We start from the raw sequence: 17491 nt of genomic DNA on the forward strand, positions 1-17491 counted from the left end.
ACACTCCCCAAGACTGGGCCCAGTTTATTTATCTCTGCTCTGAGCGAAGCAGCCACGGTATATTAGGTTATCACTACTCGCGCGAGACACAAGATTATCTGCCAATATCCTTCCTTTTGAAGTTGAAGGATATTTTAACCCCGCTTAAAGCGCGAAGAAGGAATAGTCCTCCAATAATGACTTTCCAAAGTACCGGAGCGGCTGGCACTGCTCCCTGCCAAAAAAAGTAAGCCCCCACGATAAAAAAGACGTGTCGCCAGAGAAATGTCAAAACTATTCCCAAAGATATTTTTTTACTTCTTGACAAAGGCTCTGGTAATATTCCATTGAACCCTTGTTTTCGCAAAAACTCTTGCAAGGCGCCAACACCCAGAACCGCTAACGAGGCGGGAAAAATTAATAATAATCCCACCAAAGGTGTAGTCACAATATACCACCAAAAAAGAAAGTGGCTACCATTGACCAGAGCCTGAGCAAATGTACTCGGCACCCCAAAAATATAAACACAGGCGCCAATTAATACAGCAATAATCAACCCAATCATTTTTCCCCTCCATTTGATGGATGTGAAAAGAGGGGCAGGCACCATAAAGTACAGGTACCATACCCCTCGAGTTTCTCCTCTATTATTTTCTCCGCTTCAGGCGCCCGTCGGCCACTCGTGTGGCCTTGGGGGCTCCCCTTTGCGGTCTCTGCTGACTTTCCCGGATTCGGGCGAATAACTTCTTCGCCCGGGCAGGACCCTGCTCAATGTAGCGGCGCAGGGACTCAATCTCCCTGCCCACCCGAGGATCCTCGCGGCCACCATTTTCAACCAACTCGGCCGCAAAGGTCTCCATGTGGGACAAGGCGTCATCCGCATGTCCCCCGATACGGAGTCTGCGCGCCTGGTTCAAGGCCCCCTGGATATCCCGCTCGCGATCCTCTTTAGCATCGAGGATCTTTTTGAGGACTTCCCAGGGAATGGTAGCCTTGGGAGACCCAGTGGCCTCCCGCAACTGCTGCCCATGCCCCGAGCAGAACAGGGAAACCGACTCCCCGTCCTTCGGGTAGACGAGCTTTTCAAGAGCCTTGATTTGCTCGCGCAAATCTTCGGCTATGTCTCCCTCGGCCGCCTTCGCCGCGATACGGAGACGTGAGATTACCCCCTTCAATTCGTTCCGATTAGGGGCCCAGGCATTCCCCGGCTTGAGCTCCTTCTTACAGGCACAGCACACCATGGGCTGGTCATCCGTACGATGTTTCTCATTCATCATAGCCTCCTTGCATAAACGCCCCATGTGGGGCTTAAATGGAAAAAAATTGAACCGTGAACGAACTATTGGCTAAAACATCAGTCAATAAAAAGGAGGATTAGGAAATCCAGATAGAATCTGGACCCCCCCACCACTTTTGCTTTCTATATCTTCATAATCTTCATAAATATAAACTTAGCAAAAGTGGTGGGGGGCACAGAGAGCAGGAGGAGGGCTCTCTGCTAATCCTCCATTTCATTGGCCAATCATAATATCTTAGAACCAATAAACCCTGTTTGTCAAATTACAATACTTTATCTTAGCATAAATAAAAAAAATTGTCAATAGCTTTAAATTGACAATTTTGTTATTTTGGCTAATATTAGATATTCTATGTCATTGCGAGGTAATCGATGTCATTGCTATATCGCTCGCAATGACAGGAAGTTACAATGACGGAGTTGTGCCCAAGTCTACAGGAAATCCAGCGGGATCTCTCCACTCGTTCGTCGTTTCACTCCTCACTCGGTCGAGATGACAGGGGTCTCAACACCGCCCCAAAATACTTATCAGTATTTAAAATGGACTTAAACTTGATTGAATTTTTATATTGGCCAATGCTTTCGTCTATTGGGTAAAGCCAGCTGACAGACAAGTCTGCCGGAAAAATCAAAGAGCTTTCCAGCTGATCATATTTACTGCCCGGCTGTTTTTGCACCAAAAGAGTATAAGCACTGGCAGTCAATGTCGGATTCAGCTTCTGTGATATCTTAGTCAGCAATCCATCACCGGAACTTTCACTAGCATCAGAATAGAGATTGAAGGTAAACGGCAGACGATATCTAAATTTACAAATTGCGGTCTCGCCCGGCTCCAAAATTATCCAATTGCCAAAAACCGTCTTTCCAAATTCATTAGTAATGCGGGTGCCTGTCAGTTCGTCCACAAGGACCTGGCCCTCGATTTCTTTAAGGTCAATATCCTCCTCAATGTTTTCTTCCAAGTCTCTAAAATGACCAGGACCTAGGGGGGTAAAGCCCTGACCCTCTAAAAGCACGCTTCCCCGCGGTACATAAACCCTGATATAATTTATATTTTCCTGGGACAGAAAAATATCTTCGCCTACCCCTTTGTGGGTCCGCTGAATAGTTACGGTATTAATAATCCTGCCATCAATGGCAGAGATCTCGGTTTGATGATATATCTTTTGTTCAATAACGTTATCGGTTTTACCGCCGCCAATATTAGTATTAACCACGAATAAATAATCGTCCTCTGGCCCTATGGACTTAATCTGTCCGGCCCAATCTCGGCTACAGACCTCTTCCTGCAGCTCGGGGTTTAGAAAATAAAAAAGCACCCTTTTTTCACTAAGACTCTTGTCTATCAAAGTCAACAACTGGAATGCCTGCTCTACGGAAATGGTGAGTAAGCTATTTAAAAGTTTTGGCGTTAAATCAGCAATAAATTGCTTAGGCTTATTCTCTTCTCGATCATATTCCACCTCAACGGCAAGCTGGGTTTCTTGCTGAAAATTTTGGGCATCAATCACTTTGCCATACTCCAACATTTCTATGGGCCCGATAATCTCCAGAAGGTCCGAAACCAACCCCGAATTTAAAGCAATCACTCCATCAACCGAAGGCCCGCCCGAATTTTCATAAAACCAAATTATTTTTTCAGCTGAAGTTGGAAAATCCGGGAACCAATTGGCATCCTGCAGCTGCCAAAGCCCATTGATCTTTTGCAAGGGCCTTGGCGGAGCCACGCGTTTCAGGAGTGAACCTTGAAGATCATAGGGTCCGCCCCCGGGAATTTCCAGTTTTTTTATGTTGCCCTGGGCAACATCTATCAAAGCAAAACTGCCTATAAATCCGCCAGTAGGACGAATTTCGGCCTCGTTCTGAAAAATCACCAAATAACGACGCGAACCATGGACCCCCAAAATTTCTCCTAAAACTAGAGTAAAAGAACGCAATTTTCCTATAGCCGCCTCCAGTTGTTCAACCTTATCCTTTATTTTCTTAAAGCTTTCCTGATTAGCCTCGGGTATTGCGTCTTGAGCCACTTCTTGCAAATTATACCGGGCACTGGTAATCAAGGGATAAGCTTGGTCCAGACTTTGTTCCAAAGTAAGCAGTTTCGTGGCCAAGTCGGTTTTATAAACTTCGGTTTCCTGGCCTTGTTCCGTGGTTAAAGCCTGCTCTGTGCCGGTAATCATAAAATTTAAACCATACATCAAATGCTCCCCAGCCGCAGCTACTGCCTGACCCGCTTCCAGTAAATGATTGGCGCTAATGCCTTGGGGCAATACTTTAAGCATGCCGGATATTAGAAAATCAAGTTGATTTAACTCGTCTTTGGCCGAGTTAAAATCTTGATTAGCGATTTTAAATTCCTGGTGAGCTTGGCCAAAATCAAAACCCGTAGTGGCCTGCTCGGCATTTTGCAAATGTTCGTAAGCCGAGGTGGCTGCTCCTAAAACCAGGCCTTGGGTTTTTTTTAGTTTGGTTAGATATAAGTAGGACTGAAACGGTAAAATTATGGCCAAACAAATCCCAATAAAAGCAGCCACAGCCCGACCCCAACCAAGCGGCGGCTGGGGTTTTACAAAAACATCTCTTCTAAAGAATCTAAAAATGCGTCCGTATATCCGTCGCAGAACATAGCAATAATTTTGGCAACTCCAAGATGCAAACTCGACAAAACGAACGACTAATTTGATAAGGGGCGACAAAATCTTCTCAAAAATAGATAACCCAAACAAAACAAGCAAAAGAATTCCACCAACAATTCTCAAAGGAGCCCGACCCATGGTTTCCAAATTCCATTGGACCATTTGACCAAACAAAAATGCCTCTTCATAAACAAATTTTGATAAAGCTTTGAGAATATTTTTATAAAACAGTAAAAAATCTCTGGGAAGAGAGATTATGAAATCTGTTAAAGTTTCTTTTTGAGTAATAAGATTAACCTTAGAACCGCCGCCAGAAAAATAATTATCTCTAACACCCACCGTAGTTTCTTCAGGATAAGATTTCTCTTGGTTTTGCCCATTAGACTCAAAAAACTGGTCCCAGGTTAATTCCTGCGGCGCGTATTTGCTCTCATGAAAGGCGACCTCCTCCTTGCCAATCAGGGGCTCTAGATAAGTTTGGGACATTGGAAAAACCCGGCGTTGAATTCCAGCCACTTGCTTTTTGTTGGGCTTCATTCCATTTTTTAGTTTTGCCTTGGCTTTTCTGTTTCCCACTACCTTCTTTTTCGCCCCCTTATTCTTGGAACAAGTTGTTCTCTTCTTTTTAGCCCGCTCTAAATAACGGCGGGATGATTTTCTCTTTGGCATGGGTCAACAATAGTCTAAAATCTAAAATTAAAAATTAATTCAAAGAATATACAGTCTAAAAATCTTTAACTGAAAATCCAACTTTTAACTTTAGATTTTTGCCCGCCTTGCCGAAGGCTGTGGCGAGGCAGGACACTAGACTATCTACATTTTTATTATACAGCTTTCCCGTGGTTCAGTAAATGTGCATAAGTCTCAAGTGTCTGCCTAGCACACCCTTCCCAACTATATTTTTTTATCTGTTCCAAGCCTTTGTTTATCAATTCTTCACGTAAAGACTCATCTTCAATAATCTGACAAATCTTTTCGGTCATGTCATTAATATCGGTTGGCTTAAAATACAACGCCGCTTCTCCATAAATCTCCGGTAAACATGAGGCCTTGGATGATGCCACGGGCAAGCCATAGCTCATAGCTTCCAGGCCCGGCAAGCCAAAACCTTCGTATAATGATGGGAAAACGTAGACTGATGCGTTTTTATAAAGTTCTGTGAGTCCACCGTTTGAGATGTGGTTTGTGAAGATGACTTCATTGTTCCATTGTTTCATTGTTAAATTGCTAAATTGTTTTAATTGTTCATAAAAATAATCATCCTTGCCAACTAACATTAACTGTAAATTTGGATATTTCAATCTCACCGACTCAAACGCCTTAATCAACCGCTCCAAATTCTTATGCGGATAAGCATTCCCAACATACAAAAGATACGGCTTCCTGATATTAAATTTAATTAAAACTTCATTTGTTTCTTGTTTCTTGTTTCTTGTTTCTTGTTCTTGACTCACCTCATATCCAAGATAAATCACACTAATTTTATTCTCAACTATTCCAAATTCTTTTACCAAATCACGCTTTGTATGTTTAGACACCGCAATAATCTGCTCCGCGCGTTTCACGGCTGACTTAACTACCACCCCATGCAACCAATACTTAATTTTATATAAAAATTTATTCCTAGTCGTTGCCCGCTCATTTGGAAATTTATACATTATCAAATCATGAATCGTTACCACAAACTTTCCCCGATATAATAACGGCACATTAAAATGCGGAAAATGCACTAAATCAACTTTCAGCCGCCATAATTTAATCGGCAAAAAAATCTGTTCTGTCAATGAATACCATTTGTAATCAGCTAACACTTTTTTAAAATTTAAACTTCTGGGTTGATACTCGTCCCAATTATCTTTACGTAACAAAATAATGTACTCATTGGACTTGCCCTGAACCGAGCTCTGCTCTGGTTCAGGGTCAACGAGCTCAAGGTTTTTGACTAATTGTTCAACATACCGGCCCAGACCCTTATTTTTAGCGGGGCCGTAGAGGCGGGCGTCGATGGCAATGCGCATATTAATAGCCATAAAGCTTAAAGCTATAGAGTTCTAAAACTCTAAAGATAACAATTTTATTACTATTGTATTACGCGAACCGAGCGACAGCGAGGCGAGCTTATTACAACAAACTAAAATAACCCGCCAACCCTATTTATCACTTCTAATGTCCTATCAGCGCAACTTCGCCATAAAAATTTCTTCACCTGCTCTCTCCCCTTTTCTATAAAATCCTGTCTCAACTTATCATCCCCCAACATCACCCGCATCGCCTCCGCCAACTCATTCACATTATACGGGTCAACCAACAACCCGGCATCCTCCACCACCTCTGGCAAAGACGAGGCATTACTCGCAATCACTGCTGTGCCGCAAGCCATGGCCTCCAACGGCGGCAAGCCAAACCCCTCGTAAATTGAAGGAAATACAAAAAGCGAGGCCAAGCTATAAAGCGCTGGTTTGTCTTCTTTATCAACATACCCAATAAATTTAATTTTATCACGATGTTTAGCTTGTTTATAAATGTCATATATTTGCTCATTATTCCAACCTTTCCCCCCGGCTAGTATAAGCTTGAGGCTTGGGGCTTGGGGCGTGTTGCAAACTTTGTCAAAAGCCCTGATTATGGCCTCTATATTTTTCCTTGGTTCAATGGTTCCCAAAAACAAAATAAATTCCTCCGGTAAATCATACTTCCCCACAACTTTTCGCATATTCGCGTCGTCCTTTATTTCTTTATTTTCCTGGCCTGAGTTTGTCGAATGGCTTAATTTCTCTGTTTCTTTAAAATATTCCTCACCCACACCTTCGTAAATCACATCAATCTTATCATTAGAAATCCCGTATAATTCAATCAAGTCATTCTTAGTATTTTCGCTCACCGCAATAATCTTTGCCGCTCCCCGCGCCATCCTCCGACAATCAATCAACTTATGCCAAAGCCGATGCGCCGGCGTAAAAAACTCCGGATACCGCTCAAAACTTAAATCATGCACTGTCAAAACATAAGGCACTTTAATATTAAAATTCATAAATCCAAAATTAGGAAACCACATCAAATCTGGGTCACCACTCAACTTTTCCAGTCTTGGCCGACCAAAATACCTCAAAGACAAATTCAGCCAGCGATTTGGATATTGATATCCAAGAGTTTTCACATTGGGGTAGTCAAACTTAGGTGGTTTAGTTTTTACCGAATGCCGAATATTATAAAACAAATTAAACTGATTTTCTTTATCAGCTTCTAAAATTCGCTTTAATACATTGTAACTATATTCGCCTATCCCACTCATGCAGGGCTCTAAAAGGGAACGAATATCAATGGCGATGCGCATCTTGACAAAAATTTTTAGATATGATAATTTTATATAACCCACGAAAACTGGCCGTCTCACACTCTAAATCAAGGAGGAAACCAAGATGAAAAACAAGCAAAAAATGTGGGGTGAGGTGTCCGCTATATCATTTGGGATATCTATTGTTCTTCTCTTGTCCGGCAACGGTGTGGCTTTTTTCACCGCAGTTGGGAAAATGGCTGACTGCCTGATGGATTCAATTGCGTGGGGATACTCATGGTGGTGGGTAGGATTACCAATCTTGATTGGCGACATTGGCTGCATTGTAATGGTTATTATGGCGTACATATGTGAGCATTTGTCGTACAATGCAAGATGGAAGACAGTGATTACAAAACCCAATTAAACTGGCTACTTTACATAGCTTTGTAACCATCACAGACATACCTCACGAGGCCCCCATCCAAGCAATTGGATTGCAGGGGGTCTTTTTTATTTCAAAAAGTATTGTACTATTCACCCGATTAGTCCACTTTATTCTTCACATTATGATAGTCCATAACATCATAACATAAAATTACAATATTTATGATATTACATTATCCCGAAGGGATGACCTTGTCATATCAAACCAAACAAGATGATAAATGGAAAATGCTAAATGAAAATATAATCACAATATGACGGTTCCAACCGTCAAACCGTAAAATTATTAATTATTAATTATCAGTTATCCTGCCTGAAACTCTTTCCACTTTTTCTCCACAAATTCCACCATTTCCCTCTTAAACCTGTCTTTACCAAATCCCAAAGCATGTTCTCGGATTTTAACAGGATCAAAATTTGACGGCTCAAACCTAATCACCGCGTCCGCCAAGGCCTCCCATTCCTGCTCTTCAAAAAATACACCAGTTTCACCGTCAATCACTGTCTCTAAAGCCCCGCCCTTTTTGTAGGCAATCACTGGCCGGCCAGCCGCCATTGATTCCACTGCGGTAATCCCAAAATCTTCTTCGTGCGGATGGATAAAACCCAAAGCCCGGGAATAAAGCTCGGCTTTTTTATTATCAGACACTTGACCTAAAAATTCAATGTTATTCTTGGCCATCTTCCTCAACTTTTCTTCTTCCGGCCCGGTTCCAAAAATTTTCAACGGAATGCCCAATTTATTAAAAGCTTTTATTGCTAAATCAAATCGTTTATATGAAACCAACCGTCCGCCAATCAAATAATATTTTCCCAATTCATCCGCAATTTTAAAATGCTCCACTTCCACTGGCGGATATATAACATCACTCTCTCGGCGATAATATTTTTTAATTCTTTTTTGGACATTGCAAGAATTAGCAATAAAATTATCAACTCGTTGCGCTGCTTGATAATCCCAAGCGCGAAGCTTATTTAAAACCAACGGTAAAATTTTTTTTATAAGCCATCCTTGTTTTAATTCCTTAACATATTGATGAGTATCGCTCCATAAATACCGTGTCGGTGTATGACAATAACAAATATGCAAGCTACCAGAGCTAACAATAGCGCCCTTGGCAAACGCCGAAGCATCAGATAAAACCACATCATAACCAGTCAAATCCAAACTCTCAAAAGCTGCTGGCATCCAAGATAAATACCACCGCATGTGACGCAATCCTCCAGGCATTTTTTGCAAAAAAGATGTCTTAATATTTAATTTATCAAAAACCCCGCGAGCGCTTCGTGAGTCGTGGATTAAAGTATAAATCGGCGCCCTGGGGTAAACTTCATGAAAAGCAAAAAGAACCTTTTCCGCTCCTCCAAGTTGATTTAGATGGTCATGCGCTAATGCTATTTTCATTTGTTTATTGTTAAAACTTAACACCAAAAAATCTACTAAATCTACCACTAATCTGCTGGGCTTTCTTGGAATTCTTTTCCAACCAGATACTGGCATTAATCTTACCATGAAAGACGTCCATAATGGATGCGATGTCTATATCATCAGCTGATGTTGTATTCTTATATAAATCATCTATTATCCTAGCTGTCTTTTTATCAATTTTTACTGTTAAGACATAATCATCAATAACATTAATATAATGAGGTGAACATTCTGTCCCGCAGGCGCTTCTGCCAAAAGAATATTCCACAATTTTTTTATCAAAAAACTTTTCTGCCCATCTATCCAAATAAGTGCTGCCACCAACAATTAGATACAACTTACCCTTAGCTAATCCTAATGATTTGATATACTGCTCTTCTTGTTTGGTCTGCGCTAAATGAAACCATGGATGGGGATTCCAACCTAATAATATCTTTTTTTCAGACTGTTGAATTAAAATTAACAGAATATGCGACCAGAAATTATTCATTTTTAAAAGATTATTAAAATGCCAAATTTCCTTTTTATTTCTTTCTGGCAGAATGGAAGCGATCCTCGGAGAATCAATGTAGGTCTGCGAAATAATATCAGCTAATGACACAAAGTCCAAGGCCCAAGGCAAACGTAAGCCGTACTTCTGTTTAATTTTTGAAACCACTCCATTATTCTGTAATTTCCGTAATTCTTTGTATACAGCCTGCAAGCTGTATTTTTTGTTTTTCTCCTTAATCTCCTGCCTCACTTGAGTAGCTGTCAAGATAGGTCTTTCTGCCAGTAACTTTACGATTAAATCTTCTAATTTTTCTTTTGTTTGTAAGAGCATATTAAACTAACAGTTTAAAAATTAGGTATTTTTAGCAATTTTGTTGAATATATGGTTAGTGTATATTATATTTGGAGTAGAAGTCAAACAGAGTCAAAAATGAACATTAACAACTTCATAACACAGAGGGGAGGAAAATCATGTTTGCAGAAATTGCGGGTATAGTTTTCATGCTTTTGCAAATAGTCGGATGTCTGTATCTCCTAGTCATCGTTATGGCGCTCGCAATATTATTCTTTTGTGGGGTTATCCCGAGTTTGTTCATTGCGACGATCGTCTGCGGTGATGAAAAGTTCAACTCGAAAGAAAGTGAGGAAAATCATGATTGTATGTAATTCCTGCGGGAAACAGAATTTAATCACTGAGTATTGTCAGTTTTGTGGTGCTCGCATTATGAAGGAATGTCCGGTTTGTGATCACCTGCATCCTATCGATGCAATCTTCTGCCCAGTCGAAGGACGGAATATTACTGAGTTTATCCAGAAAAAAGAAAAGGAGGAAAAAAAGCGCGCCCAAGAAAAGGCCGAAAAAATAGCTAAACGAACGGAGCTTGAAAATCGTTATCGCGAATCTTATAAAAAAATCTGCGAGAAACGCTTCTTCTACGATATTGGATCACTGTTTGTAAGTTCAATGGGATCAATAATTCTATTCATCAGCTGGATTGAGCCTAAATCGATCCCTGATTACATTTTGACAATTTTTATAGCACTCGCTATAGCAGGCATACTTTCCATGTTTATTGAATACTTCTTGCTTAACCGTCCAGCAAGATTGGAAGCCTGGGGACCAAAACCCCGCTGGCCAGAAATGCCAGGCTGGATCAGCAAAAAGTAAACCCGTTAGGGGCTCAAATTCATTTTCTTGGGCCCTTTTTTATTTTAAAAAACATCAAACAGATATCAAATGAATATATAAAAATATGTAAATATTTCACACTTGAGCTAAAGCTCCCCGACCCCCGCTAAAGCGGGGTAGAAACGTTTACCCCCTTACACGTTTCCGAAGAACAACGAACGGCGTCTTAAATAAAATCTGCAAATCTAGTTTCAAACTCCAATTTTCAATATAATAAGTGTCTAATTTTACCTCGTCTTCAAAGTCCAAATCGCTCCGCCCCGAAATCTGCGCCAAACCGGTAATGCCCGGCTTCAAAGTTAGAACTTTTTTATGGCGCTTTTGATATTTTTCCACTTCTTCCGGCTCATGCGGCCGCGGGCCGACCAAACTCATAGTTCCAATAAGCGAACAGAAAAAATTAGGCAACTCGTCAATTGATGTCTTGCGGATAAACTTTCCAACTCGCGTAATACGAGGATCATTCTTGAATTTCATCATTGGAGTGCCATCACGCATATTTTCTTGTTCTTTTAAAAACTCCTCGTCAAACCTCAGTTTATGAGCATTCTTTGTCATTGAACGAAATTTAATAAAAGTAAACGGCTTGCCTTGCTCGCCGATTCGGCTGTAAGTAAAAAATATCGGCCCCCGGCTATCAAGCTTAATCGCGATTGCCGCAATAATCATAACCGGAGAAAGTAAAATTATAAAAAAAAGCGAACCAAAAATATCAAAAATACGCTTTACTACCCGCCCCCAACCATCAAGCGGAGTTCTCTTTATCTCAATCACTGGAATACTATTCATCATCGTAATATCAACATTTATAGTCCTGGCGTTAAAAATATCAGCCGCATATTTATAAGTGATATGAAGTTCATTGCAAATATCAAGAAGCTTTAAAGATTCTCTTCGCGAGATATTAGGATCAGCCAAAATTACTTCGTCAACCTCTTTGTCCATATTTCCAATTTTGTCTCGAACTGATTCATTCAGCTCCTCAAAAAATTTTACAATTTTAAAACCAAGCGATAAATTATTTTCTATCTCAAAAATAATATTTTTAGTTGTTTTGTCATTACCAATAACCACCACTCTTTTTATTCCATATCCCCTTTTAACAAAATATTGTTGGATTTTCCGCATAATAAATCTGCCAATGCTCACATATAAAATTGCCAAAATCCAAGCCGCCAAAACAATAAAACGCGAATCAAAAAGTTCGCGCTTAAAAAACACTAAAAAAGTTATCAAGGCCAAACCCGCGCTGCAACCCACAAAAATCTTAGAAAATTCATCAATAAACTTTCGCCTTACTCCAATCGTATAAAGCCCCGTCAAAGCAAAAATCCCCACCCAAAAAATTCCCACCCCTAAAATAGTCGCAAAATAACCGTTAAATGGCAAGTCAAAAACAATCTCTCTAATATTCTCCTGATAAAACTTTGAATAACGCAAAAAATACGCTGACATTCCTGCCAGCAAAATCATAATATAGTCCAAGGGGACAAGGACCACTGAAAATGTGAGTTCTGACTTTTTCATAGATATAATGCTAATCTACGAATGAAATGCAAATCTACGAATTGCGAATCATATTTGCGGCATTCGTGTATATTTGTAGATTTGCATTTTGACTATAGATCTGGATTATGTCTAAATCTTAACGAATTTTAGAGCCTTTGTAAAGCTCTTATCGCCCAAAAAAACATAAAACCGAGGTTAAGGCCTCGGATTTATGATAATGCCCAAGCAAGCAATAAGCCGGATTCTGTTTTAAACGGTCATCTATCTAGACCTGATGTTGCCATCAGATTCTAACGGCCTACCAATTTTGGCCTTTCACCCGAGCAGAAGTTTACCCCGCCTGAATGTCACCATTCAAACGCGTGAGCTCTTACCTCACGATTTCACCTTTGCCTCGCATAATACAAGGTAGTTTGTTTCTGTTGCACTGGTCCTGGGCTTCAATTAAATAAAAACTCTCTAGAGATGTCTTTACTCAACCTACTCCCGGTCCGTGTTACGGACTGCTCTTTTACCAACACATAAATTATGTGCTGGTGAGTGTCCGGACTTTCCTCCCCCCACCACTTTTACCGTCTATAGCTCAACACTATTCACAATTCTTTTACGTAATTCCTTATAACCATTCTTAAAATGTTTTAGTCTCCTTTCTCTAATCAATGCATCCTTTTTACTTTTATAAGCTTCATAATATACAAGTTCTAATGGCAACCAATTTCGAGTGGACTTTACTTGTCCCGTCTTATGTTCTAATATCCGCCTCTTCAAATTTTCCGTAAAACCTATATAAAACTTACCTACTTTGATGCTTTTTAAAACATAAACATAGAACATGCATAGTGTATAAAAAGTAAAAGTGGTGGGGGGCGACCATCTTGCTTACTTGAGCCTTATTATCATAGCGCAAATTACTAAAAAAGTCAAGAACTCAAGGTTTCAACTTCTTCTTACTATTCACCGCTTTCAAATATCCGCCCCAGCCAAAATCAAGAAAGTACTTAACATTTTTTATATTGTCATATCCAACTTTGAGTTTTGACTTAATATCTTCATATGTGCAATCATTCAACAACATTTTAGCAATCTGTAATCTTCGAGCAATCATCACTTCTTCACTCTCGGTTAAAAGGTCTTTTAAAAAATTATAAATTTCTTTTGGACTTTCTAATTTAAAAAGAATGGCGCTTAGCTCATTTAATAACGCATCTCGATGTTTTTTAGAAAGGTTGTTTGGGTCATATTTAGCCATAAAAAATTCTCCTTGTTGCACTCCTATATTCCGATATATCGGAATATAGGAGTAAAATTATTTTTTTAAAAAATTATCAAAATTACCAAACAAAATCTATCCTGCCTTCCTATCCAACTCCTCATTAACCAACCTATCCGCTTCCTTGTTCTTACTCCTGGGCACATGAATAAAACTCACCCTCCCAATCCCCTGCCGCAAATTCCAAATCTTTAAAAACCACTTGCCTAATTCTTGATTTTTAACTTTATATTTTTGGTTTAGCTGATTAACAATCAACTCACTGTCTGAATAAATTTCAATCTCCGAAGGCCCTGTCGCGGACCTCGAGTCAGACCGAGAGGAATTGTGTTGAATGGCGCTATCCTTAAGTTCCTTGGCTTTTTGCATAGCAAAATCAACCGCTTGATATTCTGCCTGATTATTTGTTGTCTCACCAATATATTTTGAATATTCACCAATTTTCTTGCCACCTTCATCATAAATAACAACACCATAAGCAGCTGGACCAGGGTTACCCCTTGCTCCGCCGTCGGTATAAATTTTTAGTTTTTTTGGCATAAAATTTTGTTTAAAACCGAATTCGGTAAATTCGTAATTCGTATTATTCGTGTACCAATTCGTGCAAATTCGTCTATTACGAATTCGTCTATTATTTTAACTCCCCCATCGCCGCCTCCACCCGTGCCAACTCATCCTCCGCCGCCATCGTCATCGGCGCTTCTTTTCTGGGAATTGGATAACCCTTGTCATCAAGTTTCGCCTCGCCCTTCTCATCCGACTCGTACGGCACCCATTTTCTAAGCATTTCCAAATATTCTTTGCTCCCCTTCTCCGGTGCATCTTTTTTACCCAACATTATCCCCTCAAAATTCCTCTCGTACCAATTTCTGTCTTCTTCATCTTTTTGATAATATCTTAAAGCTATTTTGACTTTTTGGGAAAGATATTCAATGCGTTGAGCGGATTGGATAATACGTTCATTCGAAGATTCTCCCCCTTTATTAAGCTCAAAAACTCGATCACGATGTCCAAACTCTTTACCAAATTTACCATATAACTGCGGAAAATTATCAAACCATTGAAACCATTCTTTTCCTGTCTTCATCGATTTTGATGATGTAACATCTAAAAATCCCCACTTTTCACGACGAAAATCAGTTTCATTTACCGCATATTTTACAGACCTTTTTATCTCGACACCTGGCTCCATTAATTCGGTAAATTCAAAACCTCTGTCTGCTCCCTGACGAGCCATTTCGCTGTCGATTGCCGAAAATGAGTGTGGAAAATCTAATGTTTGACGGAATTTAGCAGATGCATCAATGAATACAACACTACATAGATCATCCTCCAACATTTTAACACACTCTTTCATTACAGCTTCTTCTCGAGGATTAAAAGCATGCCTGTAATCAGATGATGCGTCAGCCGTTGCCGAAGATACTCTAAATCTTTTCAATCCTAAAGATAAATATTCTATCTTACCTTGATTCATCCAATTTTTTGCAGTTTCGATTAAAGCTAGATTTTTATTCATCTTGTAATGCGGATTTTCCTTTAATCCGCGAGCAAACTCATTCCTTAATTCTTGGACACTTTTCTCCTCTTTGACAGTAATTTTCTCAAGCTGCGTATTGAGTTGGGTACTCAATGTATCCATACCATAAGAAAAAATTGTCCCATTGCGTGCGTTAAAAATACAAAACATCGGTTTTTTGTAATGCTTGGAAAATTCTTCTGCAAATTCATTAACTAACTCTAATCCTTCAGCAGTTTTCACAAACTCCTGCTGATTAGGGATTTCTTTGTTTAACTCTTCCGGATCATAGAAAAAATGCTCAACTTCTAAATTATATTTTTTAGCCAAATCAATTCTTTTCTTAATTTCTTCCTTAACAGCAAAACCCTCTCTTTTAGCAAATCTTAAGGCTTCTTCCCATGCCAAGGGAAGCGCCTCTTTAAGCATCTCTTCAACCGTCTTCTCTTCCATCTCTTTCTCCTCCATCATCTCCACCGCCTCCTGCTTGCTTTTCACTTCACCTTTTTCAACCATCTCGCGAGCCTTCTCGTCCATTTCCAAAGCCTCCTCCTGTTTTTTCCCGAATTCCGATTCTGAAAAATTTGGTTGTTTTGGTTCTCTTTCTCCCATAAAATCATTTTTAAAAAGTTAAAAATTAGCGTACAAATTCGTGAATATTAGTACCCAACCATCACAAGCTCAAAAACCATCTTTAAACAAACCCTAGTGACCAGTGACTAGTGACCAGTTACTAATTTCATATCCACAATCTTCATCTGCAATTCCCGATTCCCGTTCCACTCATTCACATCAACCTCAAACACCATATCTACCTTATCGCCTACTTTAAGTCGCCCGCACCAATCACCAAAGCCAAATCCAATCGTCTTTCGATTCTTAACCTCGCATTGATTCAACATCAACCTCATATGTTTGCCATCACTGCCCACTGCTGAAAAATCAGCCACTTCCAAATCTTTTGCCAAAAATCGGGGTTTAAGATTATCATCGCCAAACGGCTCAAAATTTTCTAATTGCTCAAATAATTCCCAGCTTACTTCCCTTAATCCAACTTGAGCATCAACCTCCAATACCGGACTTGGTTCAATATCTTTAAGCTGACTTTCGGCAATTTCTATCATTTTTTGTTTAAACGGTTCTGTATCGCCATCCGATTTTATAGTAAATCCGCAAGCGCCGGAATGCCCCCCAAAATGAGATAAATATTCGCTCGCCTCTGTCACGGCCTTAATAATATTAAACTCGTCAATTGAACGGCCAGAACCAACAAGTTTCCCGTCCTCGCTTCTGCCTAGGGCTAATGTCGGCCGATGGTACTGCTCGCATAGTTTTCCCGCGACTAACCCGACAACTCCGGGCGGCCAATCCCCTTTCTCTGGATTGATAACAAAAATTAATTTTGCCTCTTCACGGAAGGGCTCAATTTGGGCTTTCGCTTCGGTCACCATCCTGTCAGTCAGTTTTTGGCGCTCAACATTTTCTTTGTTTAAGCCCAAAGCTAATTTCTCGGCTTCTGCCGCATTTTTAGATATCAATAATTTAAAAGCTCCATTCGCGTGATTCATCCGACCGGCCGCATTGATCCTAGGCGCAAGTTGATACCCAATCGCATAAGTATCAATCTTGCCCAGTTCTCTGCCTGCGGCCTTAATCAGCTCCTGCAAACCAAGCCGTTTTGTCTTATTTAAAACCACCATTCCCCATTTTACTAAAGTCCGATTCTCGCCAAGCAAAGAACAGCAATCAGCCACGGTTGCCAAGGCCACCAAATCCAAAAACCATTTTTCCTGCCCTTGTTTCAGCTTACCTTTACTGACTAACGCTTGCACAAATTTAAACGCCACCCCCACTCCTGCTAACTCTTTAAATGGATAAATTTCTCCCTCAACTTTAGCATCAATAATTGCGTATGCCTTGGGTAATTTTGCTGGCGGATGATGATGGTCTAAAATTATCACATCAATACCGGCATCCTGCAATTTTTTAATCTCATCTTTATTACTGATCCCGCAATCCACTGTTACTGCTAATTTTACTCCTTGTCCAATAATATAATCGCACGCTTTCATGTTTAAACCATAGCCCTCTTTCTCCCGATGCGGTAAATACACTTCCACATCCAAATCCAATTTCTTAAATATCTCATACAACACCACGCTGCTGCACACGCCATCAGCGTCATAATCGCCATAGACTAATACTTTATCATCGCGTTCAATTGCCTGCCCAATCCTAGCCACTGCTTTCTCCATGTCTTTAAACAAAAAAGGATCATGGCTATCCTGGCCATAATCTGGATTTAAAAATTCATCAACATCTTTTTGCTTAGTCAACCCGCGATTATAAAGCAATTGTAAAATAATCGAGTTCACCTCTGGGAACTCGTTTTTTATTTTATCGCTGATTTTTTCTTTAATTTTCCATTGTTTTTGCATATACAAAAAACT

The 17491-nt window shown here is 40.0% G+C and carries 15 protein-coding genes and 1 other RNA gene; 2 read left to right on the forward strand and 14 right to left on the reverse strand.

The window, feature by feature from the left end; genetic code table 11:
* Positions 1-94: 94 nt before the first annotated feature.
* From KKD20_06540 to KKD20_06560, 5 genes are all read right to left on the reverse strand, one after another.
* The gene (locus KKD20_06540; GenBank protein ID MBU4332738.1) at positions 95-589 is read right to left on the reverse strand and encodes a hypothetical protein; all 495 of its coding nucleotides are present in this window, start codon (positions 587-589) and stop codon (positions 95-97) included.
* Positions 590-626: 37 nt separating this feature from the next.
* The gene (locus KKD20_06545) at positions 627-1256 is read right to left on the reverse strand and encodes a hypothetical protein (GenBank protein MBU4332739.1); all 630 of its coding nucleotides are present in this window, start codon (positions 1254-1256) and stop codon (positions 627-629) included.
* Positions 1257-1749: 493 nt separating this feature from the next.
* A complete protein-coding gene (locus KKD20_06550; GenBank protein MBU4332740.1) occupies positions 1750-4581 on the reverse strand; it encodes a DUF4012 domain-containing protein in 2832 nt (943 codons plus the stop codon).
* A gap of 155 nt (positions 4582-4736) precedes the next feature.
* Complete coding sequence (locus KKD20_06555; GenBank protein MBU4332741.1) at positions 4737-5930, reverse strand: glycosyltransferase family 4 protein; 1194 nt, start codon at positions 5928-5930, stop codon at positions 4737-4739.
* 113 nt (positions 5931-6043) lie between these two features.
* A complete protein-coding gene (locus KKD20_06560; protein MBU4332742.1) occupies positions 6044-7306 on the reverse strand; it encodes a glycosyltransferase family 4 protein in 1263 nt (420 codons plus the stop codon).
* Positions 7307-7331: 25 nt separating this feature from the next.
* On the opposite strand from KKD20_06560, the gene KKD20_06565 reads away from it, so the two are divergent.
* Positions 7332-7613, forward strand: a complete 282-nt coding sequence (locus KKD20_06565; GenBank protein MBU4332743.1) for a hypothetical protein — start codon at positions 7332-7334, stop codon at positions 7611-7613.
* A 324-nt stretch (positions 7614-7937) separates the two neighbouring features.
* Here the strand turns inward: KKD20_06565 and KKD20_06570 are convergent, their stop codons facing one another.
* Together KKD20_06570 and KKD20_06575 are read right to left on the reverse strand one after the other, a co-directional pair.
* On the reverse strand, positions 7938-9038 hold the full coding sequence (locus tag KKD20_06570) for a glycosyltransferase (GenBank protein ID MBU4332744.1): 1101 nt from the start codon (positions 9036-9038) through the stop codon (positions 7938-7940).
* Positions 9039-9048: 10 nt separating this feature from the next.
* On the reverse strand, positions 9049-9885 hold the full coding sequence (locus tag KKD20_06575) for a hypothetical protein (GenBank protein MBU4332745.1): 837 nt from the start codon (positions 9883-9885) through the stop codon (positions 9049-9051).
* Between the two features lie 321 nt (positions 9886-10206).
* Between KKD20_06575 and KKD20_06580 the strand changes: the two genes are divergently transcribed.
* Positions 10207-10722 carry a hypothetical protein gene (locus KKD20_06580; GenBank protein ID MBU4332746.1) on the forward strand — a complete coding sequence of 172 codons (516 nt, stop codon included), beginning with the start codon at positions 10207-10209 and terminating at the stop codon, positions 10720-10722.
* 147 nt (positions 10723-10869) lie between these two features.
* On the opposite strand, the gene KKD20_06585 is transcribed toward KKD20_06580, so the two are convergent.
* From KKD20_06585 to recJ, 7 genes are all read right to left on the reverse strand, one after another.
* On the reverse strand, positions 10870-12270 hold the full coding sequence (locus tag KKD20_06585) for a sugar transferase (protein MBU4332747.1): 1401 nt from the start codon (positions 12268-12270) through the stop codon (positions 10870-10872).
* Between the two features lie 199 nt (positions 12271-12469).
* Positions 12470-12839, reverse strand: an RNA gene (gene rnpB, locus KKD20_06590) — RNase P RNA component class A.
* A complete protein-coding gene (locus KKD20_06595; GenBank protein ID MBU4332748.1) occupies positions 12829-13086 on the reverse strand; it encodes a GIY-YIG nuclease family protein in 258 nt (85 codons plus the stop codon). Before KKD20_06595 ends, rnpB begins: the two co-directional genes overlap by 11 nt.
* Positions 13087-13180: 94 nt before the next feature.
* Entirely contained in the window at positions 13181-13501 is a 321-nt protein-coding gene (locus tag KKD20_06600; protein MBU4332749.1) for a trp operon repressor, read from the reverse strand.
* Between the two features lie 96 nt (positions 13502-13597).
* Positions 13598-14062, reverse strand: coding sequence for a ribonuclease HI family protein (locus tag KKD20_06605; protein ID MBU4332750.1), 465 nt, complete (start codon positions 14060-14062; stop codon positions 13598-13600).
* Positions 14063-14153: 91 nt separating this feature from the next.
* Positions 14154-15653, reverse strand: coding sequence for a hypothetical protein (locus tag KKD20_06610; protein ID MBU4332751.1), 1500 nt, complete (start codon positions 15651-15653; stop codon positions 14154-14156).
* Positions 15654-15760: 107 nt separating this feature from the next.
* Positions 15761-17479, reverse strand: a complete 1719-nt coding sequence (gene recJ / locus KKD20_06615; GenBank protein ID MBU4332752.1) for a single-stranded-DNA-specific exonuclease RecJ — start codon at positions 17477-17479, stop codon at positions 15761-15763.
* Positions 17480-17491 lie beyond the last annotated feature (12 nt).

It is taken from the genome of Patescibacteria group bacterium (genome assembly GCA_018896645.1).
In the GTDB taxonomy this organism is placed as follows: domain Bacteria; phylum Patescibacteriota; class Patescibacteriia; order UBA2591; family JABMQE01; genus JAHIMF01.